The sequence below is a fragment of the Streptomyces colonosanans genome (genome assembly GCF_001866645.1).
GTDB classification, from domain to species: domain Bacteria; phylum Actinomycetota; class Actinomycetes; order Streptomycetales; family Streptomycetaceae; genus Streptomyces; species Streptomyces colonosanans.
Genome location: NZ_MLYP01000024.1, coordinates 1 through 20,137 on the forward strand (window position 1 = coordinate 1; position 20,137 = coordinate 20,137).

The following is a 20,137-nucleotide window of genomic DNA, read 5'->3' on the forward strand; positions in this document are numbered from 1 at the left end:
CCTCCACGAACTAACGCGGAGCAGCACTAGATCACGCGGTTGCGACCCGCGCCCCGCCAGGGCCGCTTCAGCCTGATGTTCCTCTCAGAGCTGCTGCCGTTGCTCGGTGCAGGAGCCCTTCGACTGCCGCGAACTCGCCGCCCCGCATCGAGCGAGGCGGCGGAGATCGGACCGGATTTCGATCCGTACGCGTGCGTCAAGACGTATTGCAGGTCTAGGCGGTGTGCTGGTGCGCAGCGCGCGGGCCACTCACCATGCACGGACCGTGTGCGGGGAGATGGTCGTTGAGGTGTGCACGTCGTATAGGGGGTGTCAGCCGGCCTGCAGAGGAGGTCGGTTACGAGTGTTGTGCCGGTTGCACCACCGGGGCCGTGGAGTTCAACAGGAGTCGGTTCGCGGGGCGGAGAGGGTCTTCTCCAGCAGGGCGTACGGAGGGTTGTCGATGAGGTAGAAGTGGTTCCCGGAGAAGCCGGCCTCCTGGACGGGGGTCGTGCTCAGCGCGCTCCAGGGGCGGAGGTCCGTGTCGTCGTCCTGGTCGCCGACAATGGTGGTGACCGGACAGCTGAGCAGCGGCTCGGGCGCCATGGTGTAGCTGTGGAACATTCGGCCGTCGGCGATCAGATACGGCATGACCACCTCCTGGAAGATCGGGTCGGCCGCCATCTCCGCGTCGGTGCCGCCCATCTTGACCAAGTCCGCGAGCAGTTGGTCGGGGTCTTCCTCGGGTCCGGTGAGGGCGGGCAGCGGGGCGTCACGGGAGCCGGAGGCGAAGAGGTGCTCGATGCGGATGCCTCGGTGCTGCAGAGCCCGCGCCGTCTCCAGGGCCACGGGAGCGCCCAAGCTGTGCCCGAAGAAGGCCAGCGGGAGATCCGCCAGCGGTTCCAGCGCGTCGGCGATATCGGTGGCGAGCCGGACGAGGTCGGTCGGGGGTTCCTCGTCCAAGCGGTCGGCGCGCCCCGGGTACTGGACGGCGTGCACCTCCAGCGTGGTCAGCGACTGGCCCCAGGCGCGGTAGAACGAAGCCGACCCGCCGGCGTGCGGGAAGCACACCAGACGGATACGCGCGTCGGGCCGGGCGGTGTCGCACACGAGCCAGCGCGAGGTGTACGTGGTCACTGTCCGGCTCCCCTGCGTGCGCGCTGCTGGCGAAGTCTGGCCGTACGGGCCCTGCGGCCGGCTTCGGCGGAGCCGGCCGCTCCCGTGTTCTCCCCCTGCTCACGACTGGTGCGGATGAACGTGGCCTGTGCCGACACGGTGGATTCCTGGAACAGGGAGACGATCGTCGGCCGCAGCCCGCAGTGCCGCTCCAGCGCATCCTGCAACTTGAACACGGCCAGCGAATGGCCCCCGAGATCGAAGAAGTTGACGTCCAATGGCACCTTGGTCACACCAAGGACCTCCGACCAGGCGGCCGCCACCTGGGCGGTGAGCGCGTCGCCGGTGACGGACGGGGCCGCGACCGCGGGCCGGGAGGCGGGCGGCTCCGCGGCGAGCGTCCGCAGCAGCGCGCGGTCGAGTTTTCCGTTGAGGTTGCGCGGCAGCTCCGGTAGCACCCGCAGTTCGCCCGGCACCATCACCGGGGGCAGCTTCTCCGCGAGGGCGCGGCGCAGTGAGACCGGGTCCGCATCCTTCGCCGAGGCGACGAAGCCGATCAGGCCGGTTCCCTGTGCGTCGGGCAGAACGACCGCTTCCTGGACGCCGGCCAGCAGGCGCAGCGTCTCCTCGACCGCACCGGGCTCGACGCGGTGGCCGCGGACCTTGATCTGGTCGTCCTTCCGGCCGATGAAGTCCAGCCGGTGCTCGGCGTTCCAGCGCACGATGTCACCGGTCCGGTACATGCGTGCGCCGGGTTCGGGGGCGAAGGGGTCGTCGAGGAAGGCCGCCGCCGTGGCCTCGGGGCGGCCGAAGTAGCCGTGTGTCACCCCGGCCCCGCCGATGAACAACTCGCCTTCCACACCCAGTGGTGCGGCCTTGAGGTCGCCGTCGAGTACGTAGAGCCGGGCACCTGGGACCGGGCCGCCGATGCTGACCGGTCCGATCTCGGTGAGGCGGTGGAAACTGGCCCACACGGTCGCCTCGGTCGGGCCGTACTCGTTGACCAGATCCACCCCGGGAGAGTGCACCGCGAAGTGCCGGTCGGCCAGGGGCTGCGGCAGGGCTTCGCCCGCCACGATCACCTGCCGCAGCGAGGCCAGTGGCGCCGTCCCGGCGCGTTCGGCGGCATCGAGCAGCAGCCCGTACAGCGTGGGCACGCACAGGATGCGGTCCACGCGATGGCGGCTGACGAGGGAGACCAGCTGTTCGGCGTCGCGCAGTTCGTCCGCGGACGCCACGACCAGGCAGCCGCCCGCGAGGAGCGTCCCCCATATACCGGCGACCGATGAGTCGAAGGCCAGCGGGGACAGCAGCAGGAACGTCGGGGTGCCCGGGTAGACCATGAGGCGGGCCTGCGTCGACGCGGCGAGATTGCGGTGCCCGACGATGACGCCCTTGGGCTCGCCCGTACTGCCCGAGGTGTAGATGAAGTACGTCGGATCTTCCGGGCCGGCCGCGGCGGCGAAGGAGTCGGAGGATGCGGCGTCCGGGGCGTTCGCGACCGTTACGACGGGTATCGGGGATTCGGCCGCTCGAGGCTGGGTGTGCGCCGTTGCCACAACGGTCTTCACCTGCGCGTCCTGGAGGATCGTCGCGAACCGGGCAGTCGGCTGGGTGAGATCGATGGGCACATAGGCGGCGCCCGCGCCGAGGATGCCGAGCACGGACGCGATCATTGCGGCGGAGGGCTCGGCCAGGAGGGCGACCCGGTCTCCGGCACCGACCCCGGCTGCGGCGAGGCGGTGGGACAACTGCCTGGCCCAGGAGACCAACTCGCCGTAGGTGACGGCGACGTTGCCGCATCGCACGGCGATCGCCGTGGGGCGGTCGGTGGCCAGCTGGGCCACCGCTTCGTGAACGGGAACGAAGGGGGCTTCCGGTAACGCTTCGCCGATGATCGAGGCGGTCGCCTCCGGTGTTGCTCCGGCGCTGTCCTTCGGTCTGGACAGAGTGGAATTCACGCGTTGTGAGGCCGACATGAAGAGAAACTCCTCAAAGTTGTTCAGTGGGATCCCGGACCGGCGTGAGAAGGGAATGTGGAGTGGGGGACCTCATGAGGTGTCGGCGGGTGCCGCATCCGCTTCGCCACGGATCCGGCGGACCACTGCGACATGCCCACTCAGCGTTCGCTGGGCCAGCATCTCGCGTACCGGGACGCGGATCCCGAACTCGCTGTTCACTCTGCGGATGAGCCGGGTGATCAGCAGGGAGTCGCCGCCCTGGGCGAAGAAGTCGGCGTCCGCCGGGATGTCGTCACGGCCGAGCAGTTCCGCCCAGATCCGGATCACTCCCTCCGCCGGGTCGACCGGGGCCGGGTCCCTGGGTTCCGGCTGCTCGGGCAGCGGCGTGGGAGCCGGGGGGCGCTTCGGGCCCGGCGCGGGCCGGGCGAGCGCCTCAGGGGCCGTCAGTGCCTCCGGGGCCACTGAGGAAGGTCCCGCGAAGGGGTAGCCGGGCAGCCTGGTCCTGCGGTCGTCGCCGGTAAGGTCGGCCGGTGTGACCGGCTGACCCAGGGTCCACAGGGCGCCGACGCCACTGAGCGCTGTGGACTGCGACGCGTCCTTGATCTGGTCCAAGGCGACCGTGGGGATTCCGGCCGCCTCCGCCATCGGTGAGAGGGGACGCCCAGGACCGATCTCCACGGCCGAGGCGCCCGGCAGGTGCGAGGCCAGCGCGTCGAGCGCGGCGCCGAACAGCACGGACTGCCGGACCTGCGTCACAAACATGTGGCGGGGGAGTTCGGTGCCGGCTGTGACGACCCGGCCGGAGACGTTGAGCGCGATCGGCAGGGTCGCTGGCCGGAGTTCGATCCGGGCCATCGCCTCGGCGAGCGCGGGCAGCGCGGGCTCGATCAGTCGGGAGTGGCCCGCGTGGCTGTAGCGCAGGCGTCGTACGAAGAACGTGTTGCCGAGGCGCCTTTGATACTCGTCGACCTCGTCGGCCGGCCCGCCCAGCACGCAGGAGTCCGGGCCGTTGATCGCGGCCACGTCGAGCTTGAGACCCCACTCCTCGGCGAGTGCCACAGCCGACTTCACGTCCGTGCCGATGGCCAGCATCGCGCCCTCCGGGCAGTCCTGCATGGACCGGCCGCGCGCCGTGATGAACATGGCTGCGTCCTCCAGGCCGAAGACTCCGGCGACAGTGGCCGCGGTGATCTCGCCGGAGCTGTGCCCGCAGACTGCGGCCGGCTGGACCCCCAGGTCCTGGAGGGCTGTTGCCGCCGCGTAGCCGACTGCGAAGAGGGCCGGCTGGGCCAGCGCGGGCCGGTTCAGCTCGGCGGCAGGGAAGTGCGGGTCGTACAGCGCCTGCCGCAGCCGCTCCGCCTGCAGGGCGGCGAAGGCCGCGAGGCACCGGTCGAGCGCCCGGCGGAACCCGGGAAGAGCGGTGAACGGCTCGGCCATGCCGGGGCGCTGGGCACCCCCGCCCGGGAAGAGGAAGACCACCGGGGCGGGGCCCGTCCCGGGCGTGGTGCCCCGGGACACCCAGGACCGGGCGGCGAGACCCTCGGCGACCTCGGCACTCGTCCGGCCGGTGATCGCGAGGCGTTCGCTCAGGGCCAGGCGGCCGTTGGCCAGGGTGGCGCAGACCTCGCCGAGATCCGGGTCGTGCGACTGGAGATGGGCCGCCAGATCGTCGGCCATGCGGTCGAGCGCCTCGGGATCCGCCGCGGACAGCAGGACCAGGCGCTCGCGCGAAGCCTGTGCCTCCAAAGCGGCCCGTTCCCGCGGCGGCGCCTGCTCGATCAGGACGTGCGCGTTGGTGCCGCCGATGCCGAAGGCGCTCACGCCGGCGCGCCGCGGAAGCTCACCGGTCCACGGGACGACCTCGGTAGGTATGTACAGCGGGCAGTTCTCGGTCTCGAGCAGCGGATTGCGCTCGGTGAATCCCGCGACGGGCGGGATCATGCCGTTGCGCACCACGAGCAGTGCCCTGATCAGTGCGGCGACCCCCGCGGCGGCGTCGAGATGGCCGACGCTGGCCTTCAGGGCACCCACGGCCACGCTGCCCGGCCGGGCTCCGGCCCTGCGCAGCGCGGTGGCGGCCGCGGCCCACTCGATCGGATCGCCGATGCGGGTGCCGGTGCCGTGGGCCTCCAGATAACCGATGGACCCGCCGTCGGCCTCGGCCGCGTTCAGGGCAGCGCCGATGACGCGTTCCTGCCCTGCGGCGGAAGGCGCGTAGTAACCGGCTTTCGCATTCCCGTCGTTGTTGATCGCGGAGCCCAGGATGACACCGTACGGCTCGGGGTCGTCCTCGGTGATGTCCGACAGCCGGCGCAGCACTACGGCACCCGCACCGGACCCGGGGATCACCCCGTCCGCCTCCCGGTCGAACGTCCGGCACACACCCGCGGCGGACAGCACTCCGCCCGGCGTGTGCAGATAACCCGCCTGGGGGTAGTCGAACCCGGCTCCCACCACCAGGGCCTGGTCGCAGTCGCCGCTGAGCAGGGACTGCACTGCCAGATGGACGGCCACCAGCGAGGAGGAGCACGCCGTCTGGACTGCGAAGGCAGGCCCCTTCAACCCGAGTTTGTACGCGATACGGCTCGCCATGAAGTCCGGCTCGCTGCCGTGGATCAGATCGTCCAGCAGGCCCGGATCGGAGTTTGTGCCGCGGACCATCGCGCGCATGTAGCCGCTGCCCGTCATGGACGCGTAGACACTGGTCACCGCCGTGTCGTCGTGGGGCGCGACCCCCGCGTCCGCAAGCGCGTTCCAGGCCACCTCCAGCATCCAGCGGTGCTGCGGGTCCATCAGCTCGGCCTCGCGCTTGCGGATCTGGAAGAAGTCGTGGTCGAAGCGGTCCCAGTCGTCGAGACAGCAGCGTACGGGTACGTAGTCCGGGTCGGCGGCCAACGTGGCGGGAACTCCAGCAGCAAGTAGTTCCTCCTGCGTGTACCGCTTGCTGTGCACGTTCCCGTGGAGCTGGGAATCCCACCAGGAGTCGAGATCACGGGGGCCGGGGAATCGCGCTGCCATGCCAGTGACTGCGATGTCCAAGGAGCGATCCCGACTCGTCACAACGTCTCCCGTCATTCCGTTGGAAATGGATATGTCATCCGATGCCGCGCTGGTGGCATGTGAGCGGCCATAGGTGTTTCCTCGGAGCGCCCTGTGATAATGGCACAGTTCACTGCAGAGCAGGAGATCTTTGTGTTTCTGCTAGTCCACCACGCGCTGCGGGACCTGATACACCAAGCCGTCCTGAAAGGCAGACACGACCCGGACCGGATCTCCTTCACCCCCATCCTGATCATCGTCTGCCGCCACGTCACCGGGCAGGCGGCGCTTTGCGTTCCCCCTCCCGACTCGCCCGGGCGCTCACCCAGAGGCTGCGTGAGATCCCCGAACGACCGTTGCCTCCGCGGCGACTGCGCTCCCGGCCCCCGCGTGATCAAACACAAGATGTCCACCTGGGCCCTCAATCGAGCCGAGCACCACAGCCCACCACGACCGGACACCCCAACGATTCAGCTGGTCGGACCAACCAGAACCAGCTCCACCAGCCGGAAAACAGCCAAAATCACTGATATTGGCTCCAAACCCCTTTTGTGAAATAGGAGGCTGGCACGATGCGGTTATGTGTGGCAGCATCACAAGCTCTTGATGTTGCACTCCATCCTTCCTTATTTTCTCGGAATCCGAAGGGAGTCGACGTGCTGCAGTCGAGTACCTTGTGGGCCACAGAAGTTACTGAGGGCGCACCGGGAGAAGGACTGCACGACGTCTTCGCCGCGCAAGCCCACGCTCGGCCGCGGCACACAGCCCTCCTGGCCCCGGACGCACGGGTTTCGTACGGCGAATTGGACGCCCTCGCCGAGCAATTTGCCCGACAACTTGCCGCCGCCGGTATCCAGCAGGGGCATCTTGTCCCGATTCTGCTGCCGCGCTCCGTCGACCTGATCGTCACACTGCTGGCCGTTCTCAAGCTCGGCGCCGCCTACGCGTTGCTCGATGCGGACTGGCCGCCCACCCGGCTCGAGGCGGTGATCGACCAGCTCCGGCCGCCTCTCGTCGTCACCCGGCCAGGCCTGGTCGCCAACCTGTCCGCGCCGCTGTGGACACCGGACGAGGGTGGTACGGGGGAAAGCCCGGCCCGCCCCGCGGTGACGGTACGGGGCTCCGACGCATGCTCTGTGTTCTTCACTTCGGGCACCACCGGACAGCCAAAAGGGGTTGTCACTCCGCATCGGGCGACGGCACGGCTGTTCCGGGAGGGCACCTTCGCGCGATTCGACCGGGATACGGTCATCCCCCTTGCGGTGGCGCTGCCTTGGGACGCGTTCTCCCTCGAACTCTGGTCCGCCCTGTACAACGGCGGCACCTGCGTCCTGATCGATGAGCCGTTCCTGACGGCCGAGGCCCTGCGCGGGGTGACAGCGGGCCACGGAGTGAACACTGCGTGGCTGACCAGCAGCTTGTTCAACCTGATCGTCGATGAGGACCTGACGGCGCTGAGCGGCCTGTACCAAGTCATGATCGGCGGTGAACGCCTGTCCGAGCGGCACGTGAGCCGCTTCCTCGACCGGTTCCCCGATACTGCCCTGATCAATGGCTACGGTCCGACCGAGAGCACGGTGTTCGCCACCACGCACCGCATCACCCCCGCGGACTGCACCCGGGACGGCGGCATCCCGTTGGGCCGGCCGGTACCCGGCACCTCCGTCTTCGTCCTTCACGGCAACCGCCACTGCGCGACCGGCGAGCCGGGGGAGATCTGCATCGCGGGCGACGGCCTGGCCCTCGGCTACCTCGGTGAACCGGCCCTCACCGCCGAGAAGTTCACGCACATCGACATCGACGGCAAGCAGGTCCGGCTGTACCGCACCGGGGACCTGGGCATCCGGGACGAGGACGGGATCCTCGAGTACCGCGGGCGGATCGACCGGCAGGTGAAGATCCGGGGCCACCGCGTCGAACCGGCCGAGGTGGAGCGGCAGATCGAGCGCCTGGTCCCGTACGTGGCCGCCTGCCGCGTGGTCCCACGCCGCACGGAACTCGACGGCGTCCTCGAACTGGTGGCCTTCTGCGTGCCGAGCCGGTCCGGCGGTGCACCGCCGGACGTGCCGGCGGTCCTCGCCGAGCACCTGCCCGCGTACCAACGCCCCGTCGCCGTGGTCTTTGTCGACTCCTTCCCGCTGACCGGCACCGGCAAGCTGGACGACCGTGCCCTGCTGGCGTACGTGCCCGAGGCGTCCGACGAGAACGGCCACGGCCCCGTCGACGACCCGTTGGTCCGTCTGGTCGCCGAGGAGTTCGCCGTCGTACTGGGCAGCCAAACCGTCCCACCGCACACGCCGTTCTTCGAGTTGGGAGGGTCCTCACTGCAAGCCGCCCGTGCCTGTACACGCATCGTCAAGCGGGTGGGGCGGCCTGTACCCCTGTCGGTCCTGTACGAGCAGTCGTCGGCCGAAGAACTGGGATCCTGGCTCCGGTCGGCGCCGAGCACGGATGCCGTGCCGGCGTTTACCGGCGACATCCCGCTGACCGCCATGGAGTTGGTCTTCCTCACCCGCCACCTGACGGCGCCGCAGGACCGCTCCGGATACTGCCTGATGACGTGGCACCTGGACGGCCGACTGGACCAGGGCGCCCTGGAGGCAGCCATCGCCGCCGTCCACGAGCGGCACGACGTGCTGCGTACGGCTTTCCGCGTGGATCCCACTCCCCACGCCGAGGTCACCGACATCCCCGCCCCGCCCCTGGAGCTCCTGGTCGCCCAGCCGACCATGGACGATGCGGTCGGCGCGCTGCGGCAGCTCTTCGACGAGCCCCTCGAACCTCAGGACGCCGATCTGTGGCGCACTGCGCTGGTGCCGGTGACCGAGACGGGGGGCTGGCTGTTCGGGCTGCTGGTCCACCACATCGCCTTCGACGGCCGGTCGGAATCAGTCCTTGCCCGTGCCCTCTCCGATGCCTATGCCGGACGTGCGCCACACCCCGCCCCGCCCACCTTGGCCGAGCGGGCCCGGCTGATGACGGCGGCCACGACCGTGACGGACTCGGCGGCGCGGTTGGAGCGGATACTGGCGGAGTTCCAGGACGTCCCCTCGATCCGCTGGCCGGAACGGCCCGACCCGGGAGAGACCGGAACCGGACATCTCTCCGTGACGGTTCCCGCGGCGCTGACGGCCCGTCTCGACGCGCAGGGCGCCTCGCTCGGCGGAAGCCTTTTCGTGGTGCTCCTGTCGGCCTGGGCGGACACCATGGCCGAGGTCTGCGGGCAGCGGGACTTCGCGGTGGGCGTGCCCGTCGCCGAGCGCACCGTCCCGGAGCTGGAGCAGGCCATCGGCTGCCTCATCAATATGGTGCCGGTGCGACTGCGCGGCGATGCGGTGGGCGGCGGCAGGGACGGCATCCGGGAGGTCGGCCGACTGGTCCACCAGGCCTTCGGCCGCGGCGAAGTCCCCTTCGCCGACCTCACACAGGGCCTCGGGCCGGCAACGCCCGGGCGGCCGCCGGTGTTTCAGTCCCTCTTCGCCCTGCAGGACAACACTCCACCCCGGCTCGACCTGCCTGGCGTCGCCGCCACGCATCTGCGCCAGCCGTACGCCGCCCTCCCCCTGGAGCTGCACCTCGAGGTGTGGCCGGACGAGGACGGCGCGCTCGACGCGGTGCTCTCGTTCCGGCGCGAGGCCGTCGTCGAGGCCACCGCACTGACGCTGCTCAAGGGTTTCCATGACCGTCTTGCCCTGATCGCCGCGGGAGCTGCGTCGTGACTGTATCCGCGTGCACCCCTGCCGACCTCGACGACCCGGAACGGCACGCCTCCGGGGAGGTGCACCAGCTGTGGCGCTGGATGCGACAGCACGCCCCCGTGCACTGGCACGAGCCTGGCGACCTACCGGGCTTCTGGTCCCTCACCCGGTACGACGACATCCGGCACGCGTACCAGAATCCGGCCGTCTTCAGCTCGGGGCAGGGCGTTCTGCTGCGCCCGACCGCTCTAGGGGAGGATCCCGGCAGCGGTCTGACCATGGCCCTGACCGATGCGCCCAGGCACCGTGCCCTGCGCGGGCAGGTGGCCGACCGGTTCAGCGAACGGTGCGCCCGTTCCCTGGCGGCCGAGATGCGCGCCGAGATCCGCTCGGTGGTGACCCGCGCCGTCGAGAAGGGCACCTGCGACGTGGTCCACGACATCGGGGCCCGGCTCTCCAGCCACAACATCGCCAGGCTGCTCGGCGTGGAGCCGGACGACCGCGAGCAGCTGCTGCGGTGGAGCACGGAGGCGTTCGAGTCCGGCAAACCCCTCACCAGCCACGTTCCGCTGATGCGCTATTTCATCGACATGATGTACGCGCGGATGGAGATCCCCGCGGACGACGCGATGGGCATGTTCGTCAACAACGAGGTGCAGGGCGATCTGCTGACCGAGACCGAGATCCTGCTGGGCGTCGAGAACCTCGTCGGAGCGTCGGAGAACGCCGGTCTGTCGATCGCCGCGGGAGTTCTCGCCCTCGGCTCGCATCCGCAGCAGTGGCAGCGGCTGGTACGGGAGCGTGACGGCGGGCTCGTCAGGACCGCAGTGGAGGAGGTGCTTCGGTGGACGAGCAGCGCCACGCACAGCATGCGGACAGCCACCGTGGACACGGTCGTCCAAGGCCGGCGCATCGCGGCCGGGGACCGCGTCGTGCTGTGGATCCCCTCGGCCAACCGTGACGAGTCGGTGTTCACGGAACCCGACCGGTTCGACCTCGGCCGACAGCCCAATCGCCATCTGGCCCTGGGCACGGGCGAGCACGTCTGCATCGGGAGCACCATGGCCCGCCACCAGATGCGGATGCTCCTGGAGACACTCGTGGACCTGGTCGCCGTCATCGAACCTGCCGGAGACATGGAGCCGCTGCGCTCGATCACGGTGAACGGACCGGCGTACGCCACCGTGCGCCTCGTCGCGCGGGGGCGCTGAGGGTCAGGCGGCCGCCGGGCGTTGTCAGGTGGAGTGAGTCCTTGGGGGGTGTTCCGGTTCGGGGCGTGTCCGGTCGATGCAGCTTCCCCCTGATCCAGGACACCTGGAAACCGGGACGTGAGGTTCCAACCCGCAGGGGCGGCCCTGAGGCCGCCGGGGCCCACCCTGATGACGGCTTTCGACGGGGACATCCCGGGGACTTCAAGTCTGTCCCAGGGACCTTTCGGGGACTTCTTGCCGCGTAGGAAGGGAAGGCCCTGACAGCGCTGAAGGACATGAAGCGCAGGTCAGGGCCCGCCCCTCAGCACTCGATGATGTTGACCGCCAGCCCGCCCCGAGCCGTCTCCTTGTACTTCACGGACATGTCCGCGCCGGTCTCCTTCATCGTCTTGATGACCTTGTCCAGCGAGACCATGTGCGAACCGTCGCCGCGCATCGCCATCCGTGCCGCCGTGACCGCCTTCACCGCCGCCATGCCGTTGCGCTCGATGCACGGGATCTGGACCAGACCGCCGACCGGGTCGCAGGTCAGGCCGAGGTTGTGCTCCATGCCGATCTCGGCCGCGTTCTCCACCTGCTCGGGGGTGCCACCCAGCACCTCCGCGAGCGCGCCCGCTGCCATCGAGCAGGCCGAGCCGACCTCGCCCTGGCAGCCGACCTCCGCGCCGGAGATCGACGCGTTCTCCTTGAAGAGCATGCCGATCGCGCCCGCGGCGAGCAGGAAGCGGACCACCCCGTCCTCGTCCGCGCCGGGCACGAAGTTGATGTAGTAGTGCAGAACCGCCGGGATGATGCCCGCGGCGCCGTTGGTCGGGGCCGTGACCACGCGGCCGCCGGCCGCGTTCTCCTCGTTCACGGCCATCGCGTAGAGCGTGATCCATTCCATGGCGCGGGCCGCCGGGTCGCCCTCGGCGCGCAGCTGGCGCGCGGTGACGGCCGCGCGGCGGCGCACCTTCAGGCCGCCGGGCAGGATGCCCTCCCGGGACATGCCCCGCGCCACACACGCCCGCATGACCTGCCAGATCTCCAGCAGGCCCTCGCGGATCTCGTCCTCCGTGCGCCAGGCCAGCTCGTTCTCCAGCATCAGCGAGGAGATCGACAGACCCGTCTCCTTCGTCAGGCGCAGCAGTTCGTCGCCCGTGCGGAAGGGGTACTTCAGGATCGTGTCGTCCAGCTTGATGCGGTCCTCGCCCACCGCCTCCTCGTCGACGACGAAGCCGCCGCCCACCGAGTAGTACGTCTTCGACAGCAGCTCGGCCCGGTCGGCGCCGTACGCCCACAGCGTCATGCCGTTCGCGTGGTACGGGAGCGCCTTACGGCGGTGCAGGATCATGTCCGCGTCGAAGTCGAACGCGATCTCGTGCTCATCGAAGAGGCGGATCCGGCCCGACTCCTTGATCGCCTCCACCCGGCTGTCCGCCGTCTCCACGTTCACCGTTCGCGGCGAGGCGCCCTCCAGGCCGAGCAGCACGGCCTTCGGCGTGCCGTGGCCGTGCCCGGTCGCGCCCAGCGAGCCGTACAGCTCGGCGCGCACCGAGGCCACGGACCCCATCAGCTCCTCATTACGCAACCGGCGGGCGAACATGCGCGCCGCGCGCATCGGGCCGACCGTGTGAGAGCTTGACGGGCCGATGCCGATCGAGAACAGGTCGAAGACCGAGACGGCCACAAAGACTCCTCAATACGGGGTGGTGCCGGGAGGGGCACCGCGCTCACGATGCGTGCACGCGGGGTGTGCGCGGTGCCCCGAAGGGTTGAACTACTTCTTCAGGCCGGGGTACAGCGGGTGCTTGTCGGCCAGGGCCTTCACCCGGGCCTTCAGGGCCTCCGCGTCGTAGGACGGCTTCAGCGCCTCGGCGATGACGTCCGCGACCTCGGCGAAGTCCTCGGCCGTGAAGCCGCGGGTCGCCAGGGCCGGCGTGCCGATCCTGAGACCCGACGTGACCATCGGGGGGCGCGGGTCGTTCGGGACCGCATTGCGGTTGACCGTGATGCCGACCTCGTGCAGGCGGTCCTCGGCCTGCTGGCCGTCCAGCTCGGAGTCGCGCAGGTCGACCAGGACGAGGTGCACGTCCGTGCCGCCGGACAGCACGTTCACGCCGGCCTCGCGGGCGTCCGGCGCCGTCAGCCGCTCGGCGAGGATCGTCGCACCTTCGAGGGTACGGCGCTGGCGCTCCTTGAACTCGTCCGAGGCGGCGACCTTGAAGGAGACCGCCTTGGCCGCGATCACGTGCTCCAGGGGACCGCCCTGGAAGCCCGGGAAGACGGACGAGTTCAGCTTCTTGGCGAAGTCCTTCCTCGCCAGGATGATGCCGCCGCGCGGGCCGCCCAGCGTCTTGTGGGTGGTGGAGGTGACCACGTCCGCGTGCGGGACCGGGTTCGGGTGGAGACCGGCCGCGACGAGACCCGCGAAGTGGGCCATGTCGACCCACAGGTACGCCTCGACCTCGTCCGCGATCCGGCGGAACTCGGCGAAGTCCAGCTGCCGCGGGTATGCCGACCAGCCCGCGATGATCACCTTCGGCCGGTGCTCCTTGGCCAGCCGCTCGACCTCGGCCATGTCGACCAGACCGGCGTCGTCCACGTGGTAGGCGACCACGTCGAACTGCTTGCCGGAGAAGTTCAGCCGCATTCCGTGCGTCAGGTGGCCGCCGTGCGCCAGGTCCAGTCCGAGGATGGTGTCGCCGGGCTGGGCCAGGGCGAACAGCGCGGCCTGGTTGGCGGAGGCGCCCGAGTGCGGCTGCACATTGGCGTACTCGGCGCCGAACAGCTCCTTGACCCGGTCGATCGCGATCTGCTCGGCGACGTCGACGTGCTCACAGCCGCCGTAGTAGCGGCGGCCCGGGTAGCCCTCGGCGTACTTGTTGGTGAGGACCGAGCCCTGGGCCTCCATGACCGCGACCGGGGCGAAGTTCTCCGAGGCGATCATCTCGAGGGTGGACTGCTGACGGTGCAGTTCGGCGTCGACGGCGGCGGCGATGTCCGGGTCGAGCTCGTGCAGGGGTGTGTTCAGAGACGACATGTTTCCTACGACTCCTCAGCCGGCGATGTGCGCGTCGTACTCGTCGGCGGAGAGAAGGTCGGCCGGCTCCTCGGCGACACGTACCTTGAACAGCCAGCCGCCCTCGAACGGGGCGGAGTTCACCAGCGACGGGTCGTCCACCACGTCCTGGTTGATCTCGGTGACCTCGCCGGTGACCGGGCAGTAGAGGTCGCTGACCGACTTGGTCGACTCCAGTTCGCCGCAGGTCTCGCCCGCGGTCACCGTGTCACCGACCTCCGGGAGCTGGACGAACACGACATCGCCGAGCGCGTTGGCCGCGTGCTCCGTGATGCCGACCGTCGAGACGCCGTCCTCGGCGGCCGACAGCCACTCGTGCTCCTTGCTGTAGCGCAGCTGCTGGGGGTTGCTCATGGCCTGAATTCTCCTGTACGCGGGGAAGTGCTGGTGAATGGGGACTGCTGGAGACGCTGCGTGAGCGGCCGGACGCGTGCGGTGTCACGTCCGGTCCGCGCAGTGTCTACTTCTGGCGCCGGTAGAACGGCAGCGCCACGACCTCGTACGGCTCGTGGTTGCCCCGGATGTCCACGCCGACCCCGGTCGTGCCCGGCGCCGCATGCGCGGCGTCGACGTACGCCATCGCGATCGGCTTGCCCAGCGTGGGGGAGGGGGCGCCGGAGGTGACCTCGCCGACCGGTTCGCCGCCGACGACGACCGCGTACCCGGCCCGCGGCACGCGCCGGCCCTCGGCGACCAGGCCGACCAGGACGCGCGGCGGGTTCTCCTCGGCCCGGGCGGCGGCCTCCTGCAGCGCCTCCCGCCCCACGAAGTCGCCCTCCTTGGCGAACTTCACGACCCGGCCGAGCCCGGCGTCGAACGGCGTCAGCGACGTGCCCAGCTCGTGCCCGTACAGCGGCATGCCCGCCTCCAGGCGCAGCGTGTCCCGGCAGGACAGCCCGCAGGGGATGAGGCCCGCGGGCGCGCCCGCCTCGGTCAGCGCCTGCCACAGCTTCTCGGCGTCGGAGGGGGCCACGAACAGCTCGAAGCCGTCCTCGCCGGTGTACCCGGTGCGCGCGATGAGCGCGGGGACGCCGGCGACCGTGCCGGGCAGACCCGCGTAGTACTTCAGGCCGTCCAGGTCGGCGTCGGTCAGGGACTTGAGGATGCCGGAGGACTCGGGGCCCTGGACGGCGATCAGCGCGTAGGCGTCCCGGTCGTCGCGCACCTCGGCGTCGAAGCCGGCGGAACGCTCCACGAGCGCGTCGAGCACCACCTGGGCGTTGGAGGCGTTGGCCACGACCATGTACTCCTGCTCCCGCAGCCGGTACACGATCAGGTCGTCGAGGATGCCGCCGTCCTCCTGGCAGATCATCGTGTAGCGGGCCCGGCCGACGCCCACGGAGGCGAGGTCGCCGACGAGCGCGTAGTTGAGGAGGCGGTCCGCCTGGGGGCCGGTCACGGCGATCTCCCCCATGTGGGAGAGGTCGAAGAGGCCCACCTTCGTACGGACGGCGACGTGCTCGTCACGCTCGGAGCCGTACCGCAGCGGCATGTCCCAGCCGGCGAAGTCGGTCATCGTCGCGCCGAGTGAACGGTGCAGGGCGTCGAGCGCCGTGCGGCGCAGGGGGCTACTGCTCATCGGTGCTGCTCCCAAGGCTGTGGGGTCCCCCGCGCGAGCGAAGCCGAGCGTAGGGGAGGACGAGGTCGTTCCTCCCCATCTGTCATCGGGACCTGAGAGGTTCGCCATGACGTCGCGAGCGGGGTCACGGCTTGCACCTTGGGTGGAGCCGCTGGCCGGCGGCTCGCTTTTCAGATGTGCCTCGCCCGCGCGGTATCGGGGCCTGAGAGATTCAAGGGAGGGACTTGCTCCTTCGGCGCCCGGACGCATGTGCGTACCCGGAACTCTCCCGCGCGGATTCAAGCGGCCGGTATGCAGTTGGCGCGCACATCATCGCATGCGCCGCGCGATCACGGCAGGCCGCATCTGTAACCGGTCCGTAGCGCTACGCGCACAGAAATGCGAGACATCGACATTACCTTCTCTTTACATTCGACGGGGACAGGACTTCCTGACCAAGGGAGGGCGATCACGGTGAAGACCACCACGGTGTACGCGACGACCACGGGCGTCGCGGTGCCCGAGCAGCCCGGAGCCCCGACGTGCGACGCCTGCGGGCCGCTGCGGGCGGCCGTGGTCCGCGACCTGCGCGACCGTGCGGGCCGCAGCCCACGCGGGCTGACCTTCGCCGCCCGCGACCTCGTCGTGGTCACGGGTCTGCCCGGCAGCGGCAAGTCCACGCTCATGCGGCGCGCCGTACCGGGCGCCCGCGTCGACTCCCAGGACACCCGCGACCGCTGGGACGCGCGCCTGGCCCGCTTCCTCCCCCACGCGTTCTACCGCCCGCTGGTCCGCCTCGCCCACTACGCCGGGCTGCGCCGGGCCCTGCGCGCCGGCACCGGAGTCGTCGTGCACGACTGCGGTACGCAGGCCTGGGTGCGCACCTGGCTGGCCCGCGAGGCCCGCCGCCGCGGCGGCACGCTCCATCTGCTCTTGCTCGACGTCACCCCGGACACCGCCCTGGCAGGGCAGCACGAGCGCGGCCGCGGCGTCTCGCGGTACGCGTTCCGGCGGCACCGCAGGGCCAACCACCGCCTGCTGCACGCCATCGAGCGAGGCGACCTGCCGGGCGGTTGCGGCTCGGCGATTCTGCTCGACCGGGACGCGGCGGACGTGCTGCGCCGGATCGACTTCGCGCCCGAGGAGAACCCGGCGCCCTGAGCGCCGGGTGGTCGGCCCGCAGCAGCGCCGTCCACCGGCGGCAGGGTGCACGCGCACAGCGGTTAGCCTCTTCAACCGGAACAGTGGTTTACGGCAGGCGGTAGGCAGATGGACTTCCCGGCGGACCTTCCCGCGGACTTCCCGGCGCAGACGCACCCCCATCCGCACGGCGGATGGCCGGGCAACGAGCTGGAGGAGGTGCTCTCCGCCTCGCTCGGCGTCCCTTCGGCCGCGGCCCGGATCGTGGAGGTCCTCGGCCGCAGCTTCGTCTGGGTGCCGCTGCCGAACGGCGGCGGACCCGACAGCGGCCCCCTCGACCTGCCCACGCTGGAGATCGAGGGGCAGGTGTACGTTCCCGTCTTCAGCTCGGAGGAGCAGTTCCGCCAGGTCGTCGGCAGTCATATGTCGTACGCGATCGCGCCCGCCGCCGAGTTCGCCCGCGGGCTGCCCCCGCAGGCCGGCATCGCTCTCAACCCGGACGGTGTGGTCGGTGTGCCGCTGCCGCCCGACGCGGTGGCCGAGCTGTGCCGGGCCGGGCGCTCCGAGCTGGACGGACCCGTGAGCGGCGGCCGTGTCCGCCTCTTCGAGCCCGACTGGAAGGACGATCCGGTGGACTTCCTCGCCGCCGCGTCGGCCGAGTTCGCGGAGATCGGCGTGGTGCTCACCGCGCGCCGCTGCCTGGCGGCGGTCGAGACCGCCGACCCCGTGATGTTCGTCGGCGTCGAACTCTCCTCCCAGGAGGCCGACATGCACTCCCTCGCCCTGGAAGCGCTCGGCCGGGCGCTGGGCAAGGTGCCGGTGGAGACGCCCGTGAACATGGTGTTCCTCGACGTGGCCCAGGACCCGGTGGGGGAGTGGCTGCGCGAGCGCGTGCGGCCGTTCTACCAGCACGGTTACTGAACCGTCCGCCGTCGCGGCGCGCGGAGTGACGAGGGGCGGCACGTGTCAAGTCGCTGTCAGGATGGCGCCCTAACCTGGTTACATGGGCCGGACGGGAGACGCTCCCCTTTGGCCGGGATCCGGTCGGGATCCGGGTCGCGGCGACGCGGCGATGGGGCGCAATGCCTCCCGGACGAGGGAGAATGACCCGATCGGGGCGGCGCGGCTGGAGTCCGTGCGCAACGCACCGGAGACCTCCGTCGGGTTGTCAGATGTGTCGTGAAGGAGCGGTAGAGGGTGAGTGCGTCGGGCACGGCCGCGGCCGGGCAGGTCGAGCACATGCTGCGCCAGGTGACGCCCGGGCGTTACGACGCCTACGAGGCGCTGCTTCGCGCGCTCGCGACCCCGACGTCCGGCCAGGTCTGGATGCTGCTGTGGCACGGCCAGGCCGGCTCACCCGACGCCCAGTACGGGAACATGGAGGTGGACGGCCACGCCTACGCGCCCTGCGTCACCTCCGCCCAGGAACTCTCCGCCAGCGGCTGGAACCGCTCCTACGAGGTGGTCGACGGCCTCGACGTGGCCCGCACCCTCTACTCGGACCACTACGGCCTGTGGCTGAACCCGCATGCGCCGGGCGGCGGCGTCGGCATCCCCTGGCTCGATCTGCGCCGCATCGCCACGGGCCTGGAGCGCCAGCCCGCCGGACCGCTGCGGCTCACCGAACCGGCCATCGATATCCCGCAGTTCTACGCCCTCCTCGCACAGAACGCACACCGTACGCCCGCCGTGCGCTCCCTGCGCCGTGCCTGGGTGCAGCCCGCACTGGGCGCGCCATACCTGGCGATCGGCCTGGACGTGTACGACACTTCGCCGCCCGCCGTCGACTCGGTGCGCGCGATGATGCAGCAGTCCGTCGTCGCCGTTCCCGAGGGGCTGCCCGTGTCGACGGTCGCGATGTCCGACGCGTACGACCCGGTCGCGATGTGGCTGCGCGCCAATGCCCGTCCCTTCTACGACCGAGACGCCCACGTGGCCCAGGCCCAGGCCCCGGCCGCGGGCGGCTACGGCTATCCGCCGCTGCACGGCGCCCACTGACATACCGTCAACTCCTCTTGCCGACCAGGCAGAGCACACGGAGCCGTCTTCGCGCATAGATGATGGGGAAGGTCCCTGCCTCATCTGATGTGTCCCAATTGGCGTATGTCCGCCCCCCGTTACCCACTGTTCGGATAACGGATCCCACCAGCCTGCATCACGGTTAGGCATCCATTCACGGTCAAGCCTGGCAGTGGATCGTCAAGGCGTTGAAGACTCCCCCTTCAAGGGGTTCGCCCCTTTGTACGACGGATCGATTCATGCCGCTACAAGCGGCAAGTGCGTGCCGGTCACCGCCGGTTGAGAGGGGCCCTGCCAGATGACGGCACCATTGCGCGAGCCGGCCGCGGACGCGGCCCCGAGTGCTGCCGAGGAAGCGGCCGAAGTCAGCGCCGACGCGAAGGCCGTACAGGGACGTTCCCTGGGACGGATCGCCTGGGAGCGGCTCAAGCGGGACAAGCTCGCCCTGACGGGCGGCATCGTCGTTCTCGTGCTGGTTCTGGTCGCGGTCCTCGCCCCGGTGATCACCAACCTGGTCGGCCAGGACCCCGACGCGTACCACGAGGACATGATCGACGCGCTCTTCGGAACGCCCAAGGGATCCCTCGGCGGCATCAGCGGAGACCACCTCCTCGGTGTCGAGCCGGTCAACGGCCGCGACATCTTCGCCCGCATCGTCTACGGTTCGCAGATCTCGCTGCTCGTGGGTTTCCTCTCCGCGCTGGTCGCGGTGGTCCTCGGCACCGTGCTGGGTATCCTCGCCGGCTTCTTCGGCGGCTGGGTGGACTCCGTCATCAGCCGGGTGATGGACGGTCTGCTGGCCTTCCCGCAGCTGCTCTTCATCATCGCGCTGGTCACCGTCATGCCGAACGAGCTGCTGGGCCTGACGGGCACGGGCGTGCGCGTGTTCGTGATGATCCTGGTCATCGGCTTCTTCGGCTGGCCCTACATCGGACGCGTGGTGCGCAGTCAGACGCTCTCGATGCGCGAGCGCGAGTATGTCGAGGCGTCCCGTTCGCTGGGCGCCGGGCGCTTGTACATCCTCTTCAAGGAACTGCTGCCGAACCTCGTGGCACCCATCATCGTGTACACGACGATGATGATCCCCACCAACATCCTCACCGAGGCTGCGCTCAGCTTCCTGGGTGTGGGCGTCAAGCCGCCCACGGCCTCTTGGGGCCAGATGCTCTCGAACGCGATCGACTACTACGACTCGGACCCCATGTACATGGTGATCCCGGGCGTGGCGATCTTCATCACCGTGCTTGCCTTCAACCTCTTCGGTGACGGCGTGCGCGACGCGCTGGACCCCAAGGGCTCCCGCTGAACTGCCGTACCCCCAGCGACCCGTGGCATACGCACGGGGTCTCTCATCT

General features: G+C 70.0%; 13 protein-coding genes and 2 riboswitches. Of the genes, 6 read left to right on the forward strand and 7 right to left on the reverse strand.

What is annotated here, in order from left to right:
- Positions 1 to 378: 378 nt before the first annotated feature.
- The 3 genes from BIV24_RS09300 to BIV24_RS09310 form a co-directional block, all read right to left on the reverse strand.
- Complete coding sequence (locus BIV24_RS09300; protein ID WP_071365737.1) at positions 379 to 1,116, reverse strand: thioesterase II family protein; 738 nt, start codon at positions 1,114 to 1,116, stop codon at positions 379 to 381.
- Complete coding sequence (locus BIV24_RS09305) at positions 1,113 to 3,056, reverse strand: non-ribosomal peptide synthetase (protein WP_245766719.1); 1,944 nt, start codon at positions 3,054 to 3,056, stop codon at positions 1,113 to 1,115. The genes BIV24_RS09300 and BIV24_RS09305 overlap by 4 nt, the downstream gene beginning before the upstream one ends.
- 90 nt (positions 3,057 to 3,146) lie before the next feature.
- A complete protein-coding gene (locus BIV24_RS09310) occupies positions 3,147 to 6,131 on the reverse strand; it encodes a type I polyketide synthase (RefSeq protein ID WP_071365738.1) in 2,985 nt (994 codons plus the stop codon).
- Between the two features lie 620 nt (positions 6,132 to 6,751).
- Here BIV24_RS09310 and BIV24_RS09315 point away from each other — a divergent pair.
- Both BIV24_RS09315 and BIV24_RS09320 read left to right on the forward strand, forming a co-directional pair.
- Entirely contained in the window at positions 6,752 to 9,814 is a 3,063-nt protein-coding gene (locus BIV24_RS09315; RefSeq protein WP_245766721.1) for an amino acid adenylation domain-containing protein, read from the forward strand.
- Entirely contained in the window at positions 9,811 to 11,004 is a 1,194-nt protein-coding gene (locus tag BIV24_RS09320; RefSeq protein ID WP_071365739.1) for a cytochrome P450, read from the forward strand. The genes BIV24_RS09315 and BIV24_RS09320 overlap by 4 nt, the downstream gene beginning before the upstream one ends.
- A gap of 301 nt (positions 11,005 to 11,305) precedes the next feature.
- Here BIV24_RS09320 and BIV24_RS09325 read toward each other — a convergent pair whose 3' ends face one another.
- The 4 genes from BIV24_RS09325 to gcvT all read right to left on the reverse strand — a co-directional run bounded on the left by BIV24_RS09325 (position 11,306) and on the right by gcvT (position 15,644).
- On the reverse strand, positions 11,306 to 12,673 hold the full coding sequence (locus BIV24_RS09325) for an L-serine ammonia-lyase (RefSeq protein WP_071365740.1): 1,368 nt from the start codon (positions 12,671 to 12,673) through the stop codon (positions 11,306 to 11,308).
- 90 nt (positions 12,674 to 12,763) lie between these two features.
- Positions 12,764 to 14,026: a serine hydroxymethyltransferase gene (gene glyA / locus BIV24_RS09330; RefSeq protein ID WP_071365741.1), complete on the reverse strand. Its 1,263-nt coding sequence runs from the start codon at positions 14,024 to 14,026 to the stop codon at positions 12,764 to 12,766.
- Positions 14,027 to 14,041: 15 nt separating this feature from the next.
- The gene (gene gcvH / locus BIV24_RS09335) at positions 14,042 to 14,419 is read right to left on the reverse strand and encodes a glycine cleavage system protein GcvH (RefSeq protein WP_071365742.1); all 378 of its coding nucleotides are present in this window, start codon (positions 14,417 to 14,419) and stop codon (positions 14,042 to 14,044) included.
- A 106-nt stretch (positions 14,420 to 14,525) separates the two neighbouring features.
- Entirely contained in the window at positions 14,526 to 15,644 is a 1,119-nt protein-coding gene (gene gcvT / locus BIV24_RS09340; RefSeq protein WP_071365743.1) for a glycine cleavage system aminomethyltransferase GcvT, read from the reverse strand.
- A 69-nt stretch (positions 15,645 to 15,713) separates the two neighbouring features.
- Positions 15,714 to 15,824: riboswitch (glycine riboswitch) on the reverse strand.
- Positions 15,825 to 15,925, reverse strand: a riboswitch (glycine riboswitch).
- Between the two features lie 166 nt (positions 15,926 to 16,091).
- Here gcvT and BIV24_RS09345 point away from each other — a divergent pair.
- The 4 genes from BIV24_RS09345 (at position 16,092) to BIV24_RS09360 (ending at position 20,088) form a co-directional block, all read left to right on the forward strand.
- Positions 16,092 to 16,784, forward strand: a complete 693-nt coding sequence (locus tag BIV24_RS09345) for an AAA family ATPase (protein ID WP_071365809.1) — start codon at positions 16,092 to 16,094, stop codon at positions 16,782 to 16,784.
- Positions 16,785 to 16,892: 108 nt separating this feature from the next.
- Positions 16,893 to 17,684, forward strand: coding sequence for an enhanced serine sensitivity protein SseB (locus BIV24_RS09350; protein ID WP_071365744.1), 792 nt, complete (start codon positions 16,893 to 16,895; stop codon positions 17,682 to 17,684).
- 276 nt (positions 17,685 to 17,960) lie between these two features.
- Positions 17,961 to 18,761 (forward strand): enhanced serine sensitivity protein SseB C-terminal domain-containing protein, encoded by an 801-nt coding sequence (locus tag BIV24_RS09355; protein WP_071365745.1) that lies wholly within the window; start codon positions 17,961 to 17,963, stop codon positions 18,759 to 18,761.
- 319 nt (positions 18,762 to 19,080) lie between these two features.
- The gene (locus BIV24_RS09360) at positions 19,081 to 20,088 is read left to right on the forward strand and encodes an ABC transporter permease (RefSeq protein WP_071365746.1); all 1,008 of its coding nucleotides are present in this window, start codon (positions 19,081 to 19,083) and stop codon (positions 20,086 to 20,088) included.
- Positions 20,089 to 20,137: the final 49 nt, after the last annotated feature.

Excerpts from the sequence above, each read along its gene's own strand:
- BIV24_RS09310 (WP_071365738.1), bottom strand. The coding sequence starts at position 6,131 with ATGACGGGAGACGTTGTGACGAGTCGGGATCGCTCCTTGGACATCGCA.
- gcvT (WP_071365743.1), bottom strand. The coding sequence starts at position 15,644 with ATGAGCAGTAGCCCCCTGCGCCGCACGGCGCTCGACGCCCTGCACCGT.
- glyA (WP_071365741.1), bottom strand. The coding sequence starts at position 14,026 with ATGTCGTCTCTGAACACACCCCTGCACGAGCTCGACCCGGACATCGCC.
- BIV24_RS09350 (WP_071365744.1), top strand. The coding sequence starts at position 16,893 with ATGGACTTCCCGGCGGACCTTCCCGCGGACTTCCCGGCGCAGACGCAC.
- gcvH (WP_071365742.1), bottom strand. The coding sequence starts at position 14,419 with ATGAGCAACCCCCAGCAGCTGCGCTACAGCAAGGAGCACGAGTGGCTG.
- BIV24_RS09360 (WP_071365746.1), top strand. The coding sequence starts at position 19,081 with ATGACGGCACCATTGCGCGAGCCGGCCGCGGACGCGGCCCCGAGTGCT.